The sequence below is a fragment of the Sphingomonas lacusdianchii genome (assembly GCF_022664395.1).
In the GTDB taxonomy this organism is placed as follows: domain Bacteria; phylum Pseudomonadota; class Alphaproteobacteria; order Sphingomonadales; family Sphingomonadaceae; genus Sphingomonas; species Sphingomonas lacusdianchii.
On the sequence record NZ_JAKRET010000007.1, the window covers coordinates 17,323 to 32,085 of the forward strand.

Below are 14,763 nucleotides of genomic sequence, written 5' to 3' on the forward strand. Positions count from 1 at the left end.
GGCGGGCCGGTCATGTCGTCAGAACCGGGCCTTGACCCCGACATAGAAGGAGCGGCCGAGGACGTCATAGGTGCCGGGCAGCGTGTTGCCGGGGGTTCCGGCGACGACCAGCGGCGCCTTGTCCAACAGGTTCGTGACGCCCATCCGGAACTGGTACGCATCATTGACCCGGACCCGTGCGGTCAGGTCGAACACGTCATAGGCCGGCACGCCCGCCGCCGGGCTGGCCGGGCGGATGACCGACGTCACGTCGCGCATCCCGTCGAGATGCCGCCAGCGCAGGCCGAAGTCGAAATCGCCCAGCGTCAGGTTGCCGGTGGTGGTGTAGCGCCAGCGCGGCAGTGGCAGGGCGTTGGTCGCGTCGATCGTGCCCCGGAATTCCTGGAAGGCGTCGGTCGCGAAGTTCTTGATCTGATAGCTGTCGAGATAGCTGACCACCGAATTGAGCGTGAACCGCGCATCGCCCAGATCGCCCAGCGTGCCGAGCGGGATCGCCCAGTCGAGCTGGAAGTCGACGCCCCGCGTCTTCAGCCCGCCAAGGTTCAGATAGGGCAGCGACACGTTGACGATACCGCCGGTATTGTCGCGGCTGATGAGCTGGCAGAAGGTGTTGGTCGCGCTGTAGCCGGGGTTGCTGCCGTCCTGGTTATAGCATTTGGACAGCGCGGTGTTGCCCGCCACGGTCGAGATGACGTCGCGGATCGCGATGTCGTAGAAGTCGACCGAGAAGGACAGGCTGCGCAGTACCGGCGAGGCGAAGTCGGGCTTCACCACCAGGCCGACGGTCTTGGTGGACGCCTTTTCCGGGGTCAGGGCGAGGTTGCCGGTGTTGGTCACCGGGATCGCCACCGTGGTGAAGTTGTAACTGTCGACCAGGCTGGCCGGCACGCCGGTCGCGACGCAAAGCGCGCGCAGCTGGCTGGCATTGGCACCGTTGCGCGACACGCTGCGCACGTCGCAGGGGTCGCCCGATGCCGGCGGGTTGCCGATCTGGACCTGCGCGCCGGTCGGCGAGCTGAACAGTTCGCCGATATTGGGCGCGCGCACCGCCCGCTGATAGCCGCCGCGGACCAGCAGCGCCCGCACCGGGGACCATTCGCCCTCCGCCTTGTACGTCCACACGCCGCCGGTGACGTTATAGTCGGAATAGCGCCCGCCGAGGCTGACGTTCAGCGAGTGGAAGAAGGGCTTTTCCTTCAGGATCGGCACGAACAGTTCGCCGGCGATCTCCTTCACATTGGTCGCGCCGCGCGTCGGATTGGTGGCGTTGGTCGCGAAGACGTCGCCGGCGATCAGCGCCGCGTCGGGGACGAAGCTGTACCGGTTCTCGCGATAGGTGCCGACGACCGACGCCTTGACGTCGCCGGCGGGCAGCGCGAACAGCGATCCCTGTACCGCGCCTTCGACCGTGTTCTGGCCGATATCCTCATACCGGCTGATCCGCCGCGTGATATAGGCGGCGCAGGCCAGGCTGATCGTGGCGGCATTGCCGATGCCGAACGGATTGTAGCCGCCCGCGCACAGTGAATTGCCGCCGTCCGCCGCCTGCAGCAGCTGGTTGACCCGCGACCCGATCACGCCGGGCGCGATATCGTCATGGATGACGTTGCGGTCGCGCGAACCGTAGATATCGTAGGTCCAGTCGCCAAAGCCCAGCTTGCCGCGCGCGCCGATGATGAACTGGCTGGTTTCGAAGCTGGTGTCGAACACGCGCGGCGGCAGCTCGACGAACCGGCGGTTGATCGAAAAATTCGCGGTCGGGTTCGGCCGCGACGCCAGCACCGCGCGCAGGCTGGCGGGGATGAAGGGATTGTTGACCGATATGTTGACCGGGATGAACTGGGTCAGCGAATTGCCGACATTGGTCTGGGCATCGGTGCGGGTGTAGAGCGCCTGCGCATAAAGCGTGATCGCGTCGGAGATCTCGTAATCGGCCTTGGCGAAGAAGTTATAGCGCTCGAGCGGGCGATCGATCGACTGCTGCCGCGCGACCGGCTGGCGCACCACATTGCCGAAGGTCACGTAATCGCCGGTCGTCGGTCCGGTATAATTATAGGCGCCGACCTGGCTGAACAGCGATCCGTTGGCGTTGAAGCCCAGCGCGTTGGTGCGCGACACCCGTCCGGCCGGCTGGCCGGGAAAGGCGGCGTCGACCGCCGCCTGCGACGGCAGGTTGGTCGCCGATGGCAGGAACGTCCCCTGGCCGATGAACGACGACAGGATGCCGAGGTCGAAGAAGGAGCGTTCCGACCCCTTCAGCTCGTCGCGCTTGGTATAGCCGGCCGAGGCGATGATGTTGAACCGGTCGTCGTCCGAGGTCCAGCCGCCGATCGCCGACACGTCCGCCGCAAGGCGATCGCCGCGGAACGTGTCGCCGATCTGGCCGTCGATCTCGATACCGTTGATCCGGCGCCGCGTGCGGAAGTTGACCACGCCCGAAATCGCGTCCGATCCATAGACCGCCGACGCGCCGCCGGTGATCGTCTCGACGCTCTCGACGATCGACTGGGGCACGACGTTGACGTCGGTCACGTTGAAGACGGTCGACGGCGGCAGGCGGCGGCCATCGAGCAGGACGAGGTTGCGCTTGTCGCCCAGCCCGCGCAGGTTCAGCGTCGCGCGACCCGCGCTCGCCGCCGCGCTGGCGCCGCCGCCCTGCGACCCCGAACCCGGCACGAACTGCGGCAGCTGGTTGAGCGATTGTTCGATGTTGACCGCGCCGGTCGCCTTCAGCGCTTCCTGGCCGGTCGTCACGATCGGGCTGGTCGAACTATAGTCCGACCGGCTGATGCGCGATCCGGTGACGACAATATCGGCCTCACCGCTCGTCGTTTCCGCCCCCTGGACCGCGGCCGGGGTCGCGGCGCCTTGGCTCGGCAGGTCGCCGGGCGAGGTCTGGTCGGCGGCGGGCGGCATCGTCGTGGCGTCGGCGGCCGGTGCAGCCTGCGGCGCCGTCTGGGCAAGCGCCGGCGCGGCGACGATCATCGACCAGCCCAGCGCTGCGGTGGAAATTCCACCGGCAAGTTTCGACAACATGATTCCCTCTCCTTTTATTTTTTAACTATCTGTTTCGTACAATTTTATGTGCGTTCAGAGTTCGATCCGTTTCACGTCGCCGAGGATGACGATGTACGAGAGTGCGCCCAGCAGCGCGACGACCCCGATGAACCCGATCGCGTAGACGAAGCTGCCGGTCGCAGCGACGATCGCGCCGATAATGATCGGGGTCACGATCCCCGCGAGGTTCGCGGCGAGGTTGAAGATGCCGCCGGTCACGCCCAGCATTCCCTGCGGTGCGATATCCGACACCAGCGTCCAGCCCAGCGCCGCCATCCCCTGGGCGAAGAACGCCAGCGACAGCACGGCGATGACCAGCCGGTTGTCGTCGATGAAGTTCGCCGACACGATGGTCGAGGCAAGCAGCAGCCCGAGGATGATCGGCAGTTTGCGCGCGACATTGGGCGAACGGCCCTGCCGCAGCATCCGGTCGGACCACCATCCGCCGAACAGCACGCCGATCGAGGCGGCAATGAACGGCAGCACGGCGAAGAACCCGATCTTCAGCCAGTCCATGTGCCGTTCGACCGCGAGATAGGTCGGAAACCAGGTCAGGAAGAAGACCAGCGTCGAATTGCCCGCGAACTGGCCAAGACAGATGCCCCACATCTGGCGGGTGCGCAGCAGGCGCCCGGCCGCCGACCAGTCGACGCGCTGCTTGGCCGGCTGTTCGACCAGGCCACCGCCCTCGACGATCAGCGCGAGTTCGGCCGCATTCGCCCGGCTGTCGCGCGGTTCGCGATAGCGCAGCCACCACACGACCGCGAACACCATGCCCAGCGCGCCCGCGACGAGGAACAGCGACCGCCATCCCCAATGGGCCAGCATCAGGAACAGGACCGGGCTGAGAAAGGCGAGGCCGATATATTCGCCGACCGTGTAGACGCCGGTCGCCATCGCCCGTTCGTTGCGCGGAAACCAGGTGGCGACCACCCGGCTGTTCGCCGGAAAACAGGGCGATTCCGCGATACCGAGGAGCAGGCGCAGCCCGAACAGACCGGCGACGCTGCCGATCACCGCATGCAGCAAGGTGAAGAACGACCAGAAACCGACCGACAGCATATAGGTCAGCCGCGTGCCGAACCGGTCGAGGAACGCCCCGCCCGGGACCTGCGACGCGGCATAGGTCCATGAGAAGGCGGAAAAGATCACGCCCATCAGTGTCGGACTGATCGCAAGTTCCTTGGTCAGCGCAGGCGCCGCAATGCCGAGGATCGTCCGGTCGAGATAGTTGATGAGCGTGCCGGTGGCGATCAGCGCCAATACGCCATAGCGGACCCGGGTCGGGCGGACCGCCGCACCCAGCATCCCGCTCATGCCGCAGCCCCCTGGGTCAGGCTCGCGAAATGTCGGACCATGCGGTTGGCATCCGCCTTCGCGCCGGTGAAAATCTCGAACGCGCCCACGGCCTGGAACACGGCCATGGTGCCGCCATGCGCCGTCCGGCAACCGCGTTCGCGTGCCACCCGCAGCAGCTCGGTCTCGAGCGGGAAATAGACGATCTCCGCTACCCACAGCCGGTCGGTGAGCAGCTGCGGGTCGAGCGGAAGGCCGGGATGCCCGGCCATGCCGGTCGGGGTCGCGTGGATCAGCCCCGATGCCGCCTCCAGTGCGCCTGCAAGGTCCCGGCCCGCACTGGCGCGCCCGTCGAACCGGGCGGCGAGCCGCTGCGCCAGCGCTTCGGCACGTTCCATATCGGTGTCGAAGATCGTGACATGCCGCACGCCCAGCGCCAGCGCCGCGGCCGCCGTTGCGGCGCCGGCACCGCCGCCGCCGAGCTGCACGACCATCTGCCCGGCAATATCCCCGATATCGCGCGAGATGCCGGCCGTGAAACCCAGTGCGTCGGTATTGCTGCCCGTGGTCCGGCCATTGACGATGCGCACCGTGTTGACCGCGCCGATCGCTTCGGCGATCGGATCGATCGCGTCGAGCAGCGGCATGACGACCTGCTTGAACGGGTGCGTGATGTTGAGACCGTTATAGCCCAGGTCGACTGCGCCTTTAAGCAGGCCGTCCAGCCGTTCCGCCGACACCGGCTCCCCGGCAAGGTCGATCAACCGATAGATATAGGCGAACCCTTGCGCCCTGGCCTCGGCCATGTGCATCGCGGGGGTAAGCGAACCCTGGATATCCTGTCCGATCAGCCCGGCGACGATGCCGTTGCGGCCGGGTACAGGCACGCCTTCAGGTTCAAGGTTCGTATCGACCACCACCCGCTCCTATCAAACTTTTTCCGGCTTCGACCGGTTATGAGTGGCAGTGTACGAACTAGTACGTTACTGTCAACGGGTCATATGAAGCTAACGTTGCTCCCCGGCTGCCGCTATCAGGACGGCATGAAAACGAAACAAATTGAGGCAGCTGACGTCAGCCGCGCGGATCGCACGCGCATGGACATCCTGACGGTCGCAACCGAGGAATTTGCCGACAAGGGTTTCAGCGGCGCGCGAATCGACGAGATCGCGGAGCGGACCGACACCAGCAAGCGCATGATCTACTATCATTTCGGTAGTAAGGAGGGCCTCTACCGATCGGTATTGGAGGCAGCCTATGGCGGGATCCGTTCGACCGAGGCGGTAGCCGAGCTAGGCGATCTGCCGCCCCTGGAGGCGCTTGCGCGGCTTACCGAGATCACGTTCAACTACCATCTCGAGCATCCCGAATTCGTCCGGCTGGTCATGAACGAGAACATCCAGCGCGGTTCGGTCATCGCTTCGCTGGACAGCACGCGATCCCGCAACGATTCGGTCATCGCCATGATCGGACGGCTGATCGAGCGCGGCGTCGCGGAGGGCGTGTTCCGCGACGGGATCGATCCGCTCGACCTGCACATGACGATGAGTTCGATGGCATTCTACAATATTTCGAATCGCTACACGCTGGGCAAGATCTTCGGGATCGACATGGATTGTCCCGACACGATCGCGCGGCGCCGGCAAAGCGTCATCCATACGGTCATCGCAAGCTGCCGACGCTGATCGGCGCGCACAAAGGAGCGGCACGTCCCATGAAGTTCGGAATCGCGACGGTATCGTTGAGTGGTACGCTCGAACACAAGCTTCAGGCGGCAGCCGCGGCCGGGTTCGACGGCGTCGAGATTTTCGAGAACGACCTGATCGCTTCGCCGCTGCGCCCGCGCGAGGTGCGGCGGATGATGGACGATCTCGGCCTCGCCTGCCAATTGTACCAGCCGTTCCGCGATTTCGAGGGGATGCCCGGCGCGCTGCGGCAACGCGCGCTGGACCGCGCCGCCGCGAAGTTCGACCTGATGGGCGAACTGGGCACCGACCGGATCCTCGTCTGCTCCAACTGTTCGCCCCAGTCGCTGGGCGAGCGCACGCGGATCGTCGACGACCTGTCGGAACTGGCGACCATGGCGAACCGGCACGGCATCGTCGTCGGCTATGAGGCGCTGGCATGGGGGCGGCACGTCTTCGACCACCGCGACGCGTGGACGATCGTCGAGGCGGTCGATCATCCGTCGCTCGGCATCATCCTCGACAGTTTCCATTCGCTGTCGCGCGGCATCCCGAGTGACAGCATCCGCGACATTCCCGGCGACCGCATCGCCTTCGTCCAGCTGGCCGATGCGCCGCGGCTCGACATGGACCTGCTCTACTGGAGCCGGCATTTCCGCAACTTTCCCGGGCAGGGCGGGCTGGATGTCGCGGGCTATGTCGCCGAAATCCTGCGCACCGGCTATGCCGGGCCGCTATCGCTCGAAATCTTCAACGACCGCTTCCGCGCCTGGTCGGCCGAACCGATCGCGCGCGATGGCCTCCGCTCGCTGCGCTACATCCACGACGCAGCGCAACGCCGCCTCGGCCGGCCGGTCGCGATGCCCGCCTGCCCCGAACGCGTGGCGACCGAGTTCGTCGAATTCGCCGTCGACGCGGAACAGCGCCCCCGGCTGGAGGCGATGCTCGGCTCGCTCGGCTTCGCCCATACCGGCGTGCATCGCACCAAGCAGGTCAGCCGGTGGCAGTCCGGCGCCGTCAACCTCGTGGTCAATGCCGAGCAGACCGGTTTCGCCCACAGCTACAATCTGACGCACGGCCCCTCCATCTGTGCGGTCGGCCTGAAGGTTCCCGATCGCCGGGCCGTCGTCGCGCGCGCCGAATGCTTCGACGTCCGCAAGGGTGCCGAGATCGAGACGCCCGGCAATCTCGACGTTCCCGCCATCCGCGGCGTGGGGGGCAGCCTGATCTATCTGGTCGACGAGGGCAGCGCCGAGCAGGTGTGGAACGCCGAATTCGTGCCCACCGGCACGCCAGCTCCCGATAGCGACCTGACCTTCGACCATCTGGCGACCGTCGTGCAGATCGACGAGTTCCTGTCGTGGCAGCTGTTCTGGCGCTCGCTGTTCGGCTTTCGCGAAAGCGCGCAGGCCGATGTGATCGATCCGGCCGGACTGGTGCTCAGCCTGCCGCTCGAGTCCCCCGACGGCGCGACCCGCATCACGATGAATGCCAGCGACGCGAGCGGCACGCTGTCGGCGCGCTTCGTCAGCAAGGGATTCGGCGGCGGGTATCAGCATGTGGCGTTCGCGACCGACGACCTGTTTTCGGTCGCGGGCGATCTTCGGGCGAACGGTGCCGAGGTCCTGCACATTCCGGCCAATTACTACGACGATCTCGCGGCGCGGATCGGCGATGTCGAACTGGCTGGCGAGCTGCGTCGGCTCGGCATCCTGTATGATTCGGATGCGGATGGCGACTATCAGCAACTCTATAGCCGCGCGTTCGACAAATTCTTCTTCTTCGAATTTGTCAGAAGGCGCGGCTATCGCGGGTTCGGCGCCCCCAATGCCGGCGTCCGGCTGGCAGCGCAGGAACGGTTCAAGCCCGCCCCGGGAATTGCGCTCTAGCGCTGCCCGTCAGAGCGGGAATGCGGAGCGCGGCCGTAACCGCCGCCGCCCGGTGTTTCGATCACGAAGCGGTCGCCGGGCGCAAGCTCGACCTGATCGGTGCCGGCCAGCGGCTCGACGCTGCCGGCCTGCCTTTCGACCCGCTGCACGCCGACGGCACCATCGCCACCGCCCGCCAGACCGAAGGGGGCGACCGTGCGGCGCGAGGCGACGATGGTGGCGGTCATCGGCTCCAGCGCGGTGATCGCGCGGATCACCCCGTCTCCGCCCCGATGCGCGCCGACCCCGCCGGAGCCGCGACGGATGGCGAAGCGATCGAGCCTTACCGGATAGCGATGCTCGAGGATTTCGGGGTCGGTGATCCGGGTGTTCGTCATGTGGCTGTGGATCGCGGCGGTGCCGTCGAAATCCGGTCCGGCACCGGTCCCGCCGCAGATGGTTTCATAATATTGGTAGCGGTCGTTGCCGAACAGGAAGTTGTTCATCGTCCCCTGCGCGGCGGCGCACGCGCCCAGCGCCCCGAGCAGCGCATTGCAGACCGCCTGGCTGACTTCGGTATTGCCCGCGACCACGGCGCGGCCCGGCGGGGGAGCGAGGAACGAGCCTTCGGGAATGACGATGTCGAGCGGGGCGAGGCAGCCTTCGTTAAGGGGGATATCCTCACCCACCAGACAGCGAAACGCATAGAGGACGACCGCGCGGGTGACGGCGGGCGGCGCGTTGAAATTGCCGGCGCTGGCGGGACCGGTGCCGGTGAAATCGATCGTCGCCGCCCGGGCCGCGCGATCGATCGTCACGCGGACCCTGAGCGGCGTGCCGTCGTCCATCGCATAGTCGAACTGCCCGTCGGACAGCCGGGTCAGCACGCGGCGGATGCTTTCCTCCGCATGGGCCATGACATGTCCCATATAGGCCTGCACGACGCTCCAGCCGCTGGCGGCGACCAGCGCGGTCAGTTCGGCGATGCCGGTGGCGTTGGCGGCGAGCTGCGCCTTGATGTCGGCTACATTCGTATCGGGGCTGCGCGCCGGATAGCGGGCCCGGGCCAGCAGCGCGCGGAACGCGTCCTCGCACAGGCGACCGCCATCGACCAGCAGCAAGTCGTCGATCACCACACCTTCCTCTTCAAGGGTGCGCGAGGCGGGCGGGGTCGATCCGGGGGTCAGGCCGCCGATATCGGCATGATGGCCGCGATTGGCGACGAAGAAGCGGATCTCGCCGCCCGCTTCGTCGAACACCGGCGCGATCACCGTCACGTCGGGCAGGTGCGTGCCGCCATTATACGGATTGTTCAGCGCGACGACATCGCCGGGCTTGAGCGTCGTGCCCCGGCTGGCAAGGATGGTGCGCACGCTTTCGCCCATTGCGCCCAGATGCACCGGTACGTGCGGGGCGTTGGCGACCAGCCGCCCCTGCGCATCGAACAGCGCGCAGGAGAAATCGAGCCGCTCCTTCATGTTCACGCTGCTGGCGGTATTGCGCAGCACGACGCCCATCCGCTCGGCAATCCCCATGAACCGGGTGTTGAACAGTTCGAGCTGGACCGGATCGGCGATCGCGCCATCGTGCGCCGTGCGCGCGGCGGCGCGTTCGTGCCGCAGGACCAGTTCGCCGCCGGCACCCACCTCGACCGTCCAGTCCGGCTCGACCATCGTCGTCGCGATCGCCTCGCGGATCAGCGCGGGGCCGGCGATCCGGTCGCCGGGGCGCAAGGTAGCGCGGTCATGGACCGGCGTGCGATGGTCGGCCCCGCCGGTCCAGACGGTGACATGGTCGAGCGGCGCGGGCAGACCGCCGTCGCGCGGCGGGAGCGGTGCCGGCGTGACCGGTTCGCCCGCGACGACCGCCTCCACCACCACGCTTTCGATGATGATGGCGCGGTCCGGGCTGACGAAGCCGAAGCGGGCACGGTGCGCGTCCTCGAACGCGGCGCGCATCGCTTCGACATCGCCCCATTCCACGGCGAGCGCGGTGTCGGTGCCGGCATAGCGCAGATGGACCGTCGCGACCCGGTGCGCGCCGTCGCCGACCTCGCCCGCCGCCTCGTCGCCCAGCGCCGCGACCAGATCGTCGAGCATCGTTCCCAGCGGCCGTTCGACCGAACGCTGGCGGATCGCGACCTTGTCGGCCAGCCCCATGCCATAGGCCGACAGCACGCCCGCGAACGGATGGATCAGGACGGTGCGCATCCCCAGCACCTCGGCCACACGACAGGCATGCTGCCCCCCGGCGCCACCGAAACATTGCAGGGCGAAGGTCGCGACATCCTCCCCCCGTTCGAGCGCGACGCGCTTGATCGCGGCGGCCATCTGCGCGACCGCGACGTCGAGAAACCCCTCCGCCACCCGGCGCGGGTCGTCCATGCCGGTCGCGGCAGCCAGATCGGCAAAGCCGCGCCGCGTCGCTTCGAGATCGAGCGGTTCGTCGCCCTTCGTCCCGAATACCGCCGGGAAATAGGCCGGCTGGATCTTGCCGACCAGCAGATTGGCATCGGTCACGGTCAGCGGCCCGCCGCGCCGGTAGCAGGCCGGTCCCGGAAAGGCGCCCGCGCTGTCGGGGCCGACGCGGAACCGCTGTCCGTCATAATGGAGGATCGACCCGCCGCCCGCCGCGACCGTCTCGATCGCCATCATCGGCACGCGCATCTCGACCCCCGCGACCACGGCGTCGAGCACGCGTTCGAACCGCCCGGCGTACAGGGTCACGTCGGTCGACGTGCCGCCCATGTCGAACCCGATCACCCGGTCGAACCCGGCCGCCCCGGCGGTGCGGGCCGCGGCGACGACGCCACCGGCGGGGCCGGACAGGATCGCGTCCTTGCCCTGAAACGCATGCGCATCGGCAAGGCCGCCGCTCGACTGCATGAACTGGAGCGGGACCGTGCCCAGCCCGCCCGCGACCCGGTCGACATAGCGGCGCAGCACCGGCGACAGATAGGCGTCGACCACCGTCGTCCGCCCGCGCGCGACCAGCCCGATCAGCGGGCTGACCGCATGGCTCGCCGAAATCTGCGCAAAACCGGCCTGTCGGGCGAGCGCGGCGACCCGCCCCTCGGTCGCGCCATATGCCCAGCCATGGGTCAGGGCGATCGCCACCGCCTCGAACCCCTCGGCGCGCTTCGCCGTCAGCAGCGCGAGGATGGCGCCGTCGTCGAGCGGCGTGACCTCGGCCCCGTCGCGATCGATCCGCCCGCCAATCTCGATCACGCCATCGTACAGCGGATCGGCCCGGCGGATGGCGAGGTCGAACAAGCGCGGCCGGGTCTGGTCGCCGATCGCGAGCAGGTCGGCAAAGCCGCGATCGACCACCAGCAAGGTCCGCGCGCCCTTGCGTTCGAGCAGCGCGTTGGTCGCGACGGTCGTCCCCATCTTCACCGCCGCGATGGCGTCCGTCGGCAGCGGCGCGTCATCGGCCAGCCCGAGGATCAGCCGGATGCCGGCGATCGCGGCATCGGCATGACGTTCGGGATTTTCGCTGAGCAGCTTGGCGGTCTGCAACCCGCCATCGGGAGCGCGGGCGACGATATCGGTAAAGGTACCGCCCCGATCGATCCAGAAAGACCAGCCCGCCATGCCCATTCCCCTGAACGACGAATCATCGATAAATCGTCGATAAATGATTTGTATGGATTGACAGATTCGCGTGGCGGCGCAACCCTCCGCCAACGAAAGGGGACAGGATCTTGGCTGGGGACAAGCGTGCCATCGTCTCGTCGGCGCATCTGGCCGATGGCGCGGCCCCGGCCCTGTCGGAGCTGGAGTTCAGCCTGACGCTGGCCGCTGCCGCCTATCAGCGGTGGATCGCGCGCTGTGCGGCGGCGGCGGGGCTCGCGTTGTCGCCGCTGGAGGTGCTGATCCTCCACACCGTCCGCCATCGCGACCGGGCGAAGCGGATCGCCGACATCACCCTCGTCCTCGATATCGAGGACACGCATCTCGTCACCTATGCCATCGGCAAGCTGCAGCGCGCCGGGCTGATCGCCACCCACCGCGCGGGCAAGGAAAAGCTGGTCGCGGCGACCGATGCCGGGCGCGATTTCTGCGCACAATATCGCGACATCCGCGAACGGGTGCTCGCCTCCGCCATCGTCGCCGACGGGCCCGACAGCGCGCATCTGTCCGAGGCGGCGGACCTGCTGCGTCGCCTGTCGGGACAGTATAACCAGGCGGCGCGCGCCGCCGCGACCCTGTAGCGGCGCGGGCGCGATGCTGGTCCTGTCGGGGATTGCGATCATCGTCATCGGCTTCGCGCTGGGCGTGAATCCGATGCTGGTCGTCACCGTCGCGGCGCTGGCCAGCGCGGCAGCGGCGGGCCATGGTCCGGTCGAGGTCGTGGCGATGATCGGCAAGGCGTTCGTCGATGCGCGATTCCTTGCGGTCCCGTTCCTCGTGCTGCCGACGATCGGCCTGCTCGAACGCGCCGGGCTGCGCGTCCGGGCGCGCGCCATCGTGCAGGGGCTGCGCCAGGCGACGACCGGGCGGGTGCTGATCGGCTATCTCGCGCTGCGCCAGATCACGGCGGCGCTGGGACTGATCTCGCTGGGCGGTCATCCGCAGATGGTGCGCCCGATCGTCGCACCGATGGCGGAAGGGGCGGAGGAGCGCGACGAAGCCCGCCCGCTCGACCCCGACACCCGCGACCATATCCGCGCCCATGCCGCCGCCGTCGACAATATCGGCGTGTTCTTCGGCGAGGACGTGTTCATCGCGATCGGATCGATCCTGCTGATCCGGGCGATCCTCGAACAGGATGGCGTGACCGTCGCGCCGCTCGACGTGGCGGTGTGGGCGATTCCGACCGCGATCGCGGCGTTCGTCGTCCATGGCGTGCGGCTGCTGCTGCTCGACCGCCGGCTGAAGCGGCGCCCATGATCGGGCTGGATGCGCTCGGCATCGCGGCGGCCATATTGCCGGCGGCGGTCGCGCTGCACCACGCGTGCGACCATCGCGAGGCGACGCGGTGGCGCAATGCCGGATTCTGGGGACTGTTCGCGGTCCTGCTCGGTGCCGGGCCGTGGCTCCCCGACCTGCTGAACGGTTGCCTCGTCCTCGTCATGGTCGGCCTCGCGACCCGGGGGCTGCGTCCGTCGACGCCGGCCGGCCACGATGTCGAGGCGCAGGTCGCGCAGGCGGCGCGGCTGGGCAACCGGCTGTTCGTGCCCGCGCTGGCGATCCCGGCGGTCACGCTGGCGGGTACGCTGGCGATCGGCGACGGGCGCATCGCCGGTGTCGCGGTGATCGACCCGAAACAGGTGACGCTGGTCGTGCTGACCATCGGTGCGGGCGTCGCGCTGTTGCTGGCGACCCGGCTGACCCGCGCGCCGCGATCGGCCCCGGTGGCGGAGGGGCGGCGGCTGGTCGATTCGATCGGCTGGGCGATGGTGCTGCCGCAGATGCTGGCGGCGCTGGGCGGCGTATTCGCGCTGGCCGGCGTCGGCAAGGTGGTGGCCGAACTGGTCGTGAACGTCGTCGCGCTCGACACGCCGCTCGTCGCGACCATCGCCTATTGCGTCGGGATGGCGCTGTTCACGATGGTGATGGGTAATGCCTTTGCCGCCTTCCCGATCATGACCGCCGGCATCGGCTTGCCGATCGTCATCCGCCAGTTCGGCGGTGATCCGGCGATCGTCGCGGCGCTCGGCATGTTGTCGGGCTTCTGCGGCACGCTGATGACGCCGATGGCAGCCAATTTCAACATCGTGCCGGCTGCGATCCTCGAATTGCGCGACCGGTTCGGCGTCATTCGCGTGCAGTGGCCGACCGCGATCGTCCTGCTCCTTTTCAACATCGCGGTGCTGGCGCTGTGCGCCTTTCCCGGAGGACCGGTTCGATGACCCCCATACAGGCCGCGGGTTTTGCCCGGATTGCGCTCGGCCATGTGACCCGCGAATATCCGCACAAGGCCGACCATGTGATGGCCGGCGACGGCGACGTCTATCTGCCACGGCGGGTGCATCCGATCTTCTTCGGCAGCTTCGACTGGCATAGCTGCGTCCATGGCTATTGGCTGCTCGCGCGTATCCGGCGGCTGTTCCCCGACCTCCCCGAAACCACCGCGATCGACGCGCTGTTCGCCGACGCCTTCACCGAGGACAAGGTCGCGGCGGAGCGTGCCTATCTCGACGATCCGCTGTCGCGCGGGTTCGAACGGCCCTATGGCTGGGCATGGCTGTTGATGCTGCAGGCCGAACTGATCGTCGCGGACACGCCGCATGCCGCGACGCTCAGGCCGCTGGCGCATGCCTTTGCCGAACGCTGGCGCGCGCATCTGCCGTTGATGACCTATCCGGTGCGCGTCGGGACCCATGCCAATACCGGCTTCGCGCTGGTGCTGGCCGATCGCTATGCGCGGGTCGCCGGCGATACGGCGCTGCGCGCGTCGATGGCGCAGCGGGCGGAGCATTGGTTCGGAGCCGACCGCGCCGCGCAGGCGTGGGAGCCGAGCGGCGAGGATTTCCTGTCGCCGGTGCTGATGGAGGCGATGGCGATGCAGCGGCTGTTGCCGGCCGACGCCTTTGCCGCATGGTTCGCGGACTATCTACCGGCGCTTGGGGCGGGCAATCCCGCCACGCTGCTGACCCCCGCGCGCGTCAGCGACCGGAGCGACGGGCGCATCGCGCATCTCGACGGCCTGAACCTCAGCCGCGCTTGGGCGATGCGCGCGCTGGCGCCGGCCGTCGGCGGCGCGGCCGGTCGCGTTCTGGAGGCGGCCGCCGCCGACCATCTGGCGGTCGCGCTCGGCGAGGTCGCGGGCGACTATATGGGCGAACACTGGCTGGCCAGCTTCGCCCTGCTGGCGCTGACCGGTGTTGACGGACCGGACGCGGCATAATCCCC

The 14,763-nt window shown here is 67.9% G+C and carries 10 protein-coding genes; 6 read left to right on the plus strand and 4 right to left on the minus strand.

Annotated features, from left to right (window positions below; all coding sequences use genetic code 11):
* Nucleotides 1-18: 18 nt before the first annotated feature.
* Genes MF607_RS10895 through MF607_RS10905 form a run of 3 tightly spaced genes read right to left on the minus strand, consistent with a single transcriptional unit; the run spans nucleotide 19 to nucleotide 5,270 of the window.
* The gene (locus MF607_RS10895) at nucleotides 19-3,036 is read right to left on the minus strand and encodes a TonB-dependent receptor plug domain-containing protein (protein ID WP_242118560.1); all 3,018 of its coding nucleotides are present in this window, start codon (nucleotides 3,034-3,036) and stop codon (nucleotides 19-21) included.
* A gap of 54 nt (nucleotides 3,037-3,090) precedes the next feature.
* Entirely contained in the window at nucleotides 3,091-4,374 is a 1,284-nt protein-coding gene (locus MF607_RS10900) for an MFS transporter (RefSeq protein ID WP_242118562.1), read from the minus strand.
* Complete coding sequence (locus MF607_RS10905) at nucleotides 4,371-5,270, minus strand: shikimate dehydrogenase (RefSeq protein ID WP_242118564.1); 900 nt, start codon at nucleotides 5,268-5,270, stop codon at nucleotides 4,371-4,373. The genes MF607_RS10900 and MF607_RS10905 overlap by 4 nt, the downstream gene beginning before the upstream one ends.
* A gap of 180 nt (nucleotides 5,271-5,450) precedes the next feature.
* Here MF607_RS10905 and MF607_RS10910 point away from each other — a divergent pair, with 180 nt between their 5' ends.
* Both MF607_RS10910 and MF607_RS10915 read left to right on the plus strand, forming a co-directional pair.
* Entirely contained in the window at nucleotides 5,451-6,038 is a 588-nt protein-coding gene (locus MF607_RS10910) for a TetR/AcrR family transcriptional regulator (protein ID WP_242118565.1), read from the plus strand.
* Between the two features lie 29 nt (nucleotides 6,039-6,067).
* Nucleotides 6,068-7,927 carry a bifunctional sugar phosphate isomerase/epimerase/4-hydroxyphenylpyruvate dioxygenase family protein gene (locus MF607_RS10915; protein WP_242118570.1) on the plus strand — a complete coding sequence of 620 codons (1,860 nt, stop codon included), beginning with the start codon at nucleotides 6,068-6,070 and terminating at the stop codon, nucleotides 7,925-7,927.
* Here MF607_RS10915 and MF607_RS10920 read toward each other — a convergent pair.
* On the minus strand, nucleotides 7,924-11,499 hold the full coding sequence (locus MF607_RS10920) for a hydantoinase B/oxoprolinase family protein (RefSeq protein WP_242118572.1): 3,576 nt from the start codon (nucleotides 11,497-11,499) through the stop codon (nucleotides 7,924-7,926). The genes MF607_RS10915 and MF607_RS10920 overlap by 4 nt on opposite strands.
* A 110-nt stretch (nucleotides 11,500-11,609) precedes the next feature.
* Between MF607_RS10920 and MF607_RS10925 the strand changes: the two genes are divergently transcribed.
* Genes MF607_RS10925 through MF607_RS10940 form a run of 4 tightly spaced genes read left to right on the plus strand, consistent with a single transcriptional unit; the run spans nucleotide 11,610 to nucleotide 14,758 of the window.
* Nucleotides 11,610-12,119: a winged helix DNA-binding protein gene (locus MF607_RS10925; RefSeq protein WP_242118574.1), complete on the plus strand. Its 510-nt coding sequence runs from the start codon at nucleotides 11,610-11,612 to the stop codon at nucleotides 12,117-12,119.
* 13 nt (nucleotides 12,120-12,132) lie between these two features.
* Nucleotides 12,133-12,798, plus strand: a complete 666-nt coding sequence (locus tag MF607_RS10930) for a DUF969 domain-containing protein (protein ID WP_242118577.1) — start codon at nucleotides 12,133-12,135, stop codon at nucleotides 12,796-12,798.
* Nucleotides 12,795-13,760, plus strand: a complete 966-nt coding sequence (locus MF607_RS10935; RefSeq protein ID WP_242118580.1) for a DUF979 domain-containing protein — start codon at nucleotides 12,795-12,797, stop codon at nucleotides 13,758-13,760. The genes MF607_RS10930 and MF607_RS10935 overlap by 4 nt, the downstream gene beginning before the upstream one ends.
* Nucleotides 13,757-14,758 (plus strand): DUF2891 domain-containing protein, encoded by a 1,002-nt coding sequence (locus MF607_RS10940; RefSeq protein ID WP_242118582.1) that lies wholly within the window; start codon nucleotides 13,757-13,759, stop codon nucleotides 14,756-14,758. The genes MF607_RS10935 and MF607_RS10940 overlap by 4 nt, the downstream gene beginning before the upstream one ends.
* The last annotated feature ends 5 nt before the right edge of the window (nucleotides 14,759-14,763 follow it).

Bases quoted from the DNA above. Each gene is read 5' to 3' on its own strand.
- MF607_RS10895 (WP_242118560.1), bottom strand. From the start codon at position 3,036: ATGTTGTCGAAACTTGCCGGTGGAATTTCCACCGCAGCGCTGGGCTGG.
- MF607_RS10900 (WP_242118562.1), bottom strand. From the start codon at position 4,374: ATGAGCGGGATGCTGGGTGCGGCGGTCCGCCCGACCCGGGTCCGCTAT.
- MF607_RS10910 (WP_242118565.1), top strand. From the start codon at position 5,451: ATGGACATCCTGACGGTCGCAACCGAGGAATTTGCCGACAAGGGTTTC.
- MF607_RS10915 (WP_242118570.1), top strand. From the start codon at position 6,068: ATGAAGTTCGGAATCGCGACGGTATCGTTGAGTGGTACGCTCGAACAC.
- MF607_RS10920 (WP_242118572.1), bottom strand. From the start codon at position 11,499: ATGGCGGGCTGGTCTTTCTGGATCGATCGGGGCGGTACCTTTACCGAT.
- MF607_RS10930 (WP_242118577.1), top strand. From the start codon at position 12,133: ATGCTGGTCCTGTCGGGGATTGCGATCATCGTCATCGGCTTCGCGCTG.
- MF607_RS10935 (WP_242118580.1), top strand. From the start codon at position 12,795: ATGATCGGGCTGGATGCGCTCGGCATCGCGGCGGCCATATTGCCGGCG.
- MF607_RS10940 (WP_242118582.1), top strand. From the start codon at position 13,757: ATGACCCCCATACAGGCCGCGGGTTTTGCCCGGATTGCGCTCGGCCAT.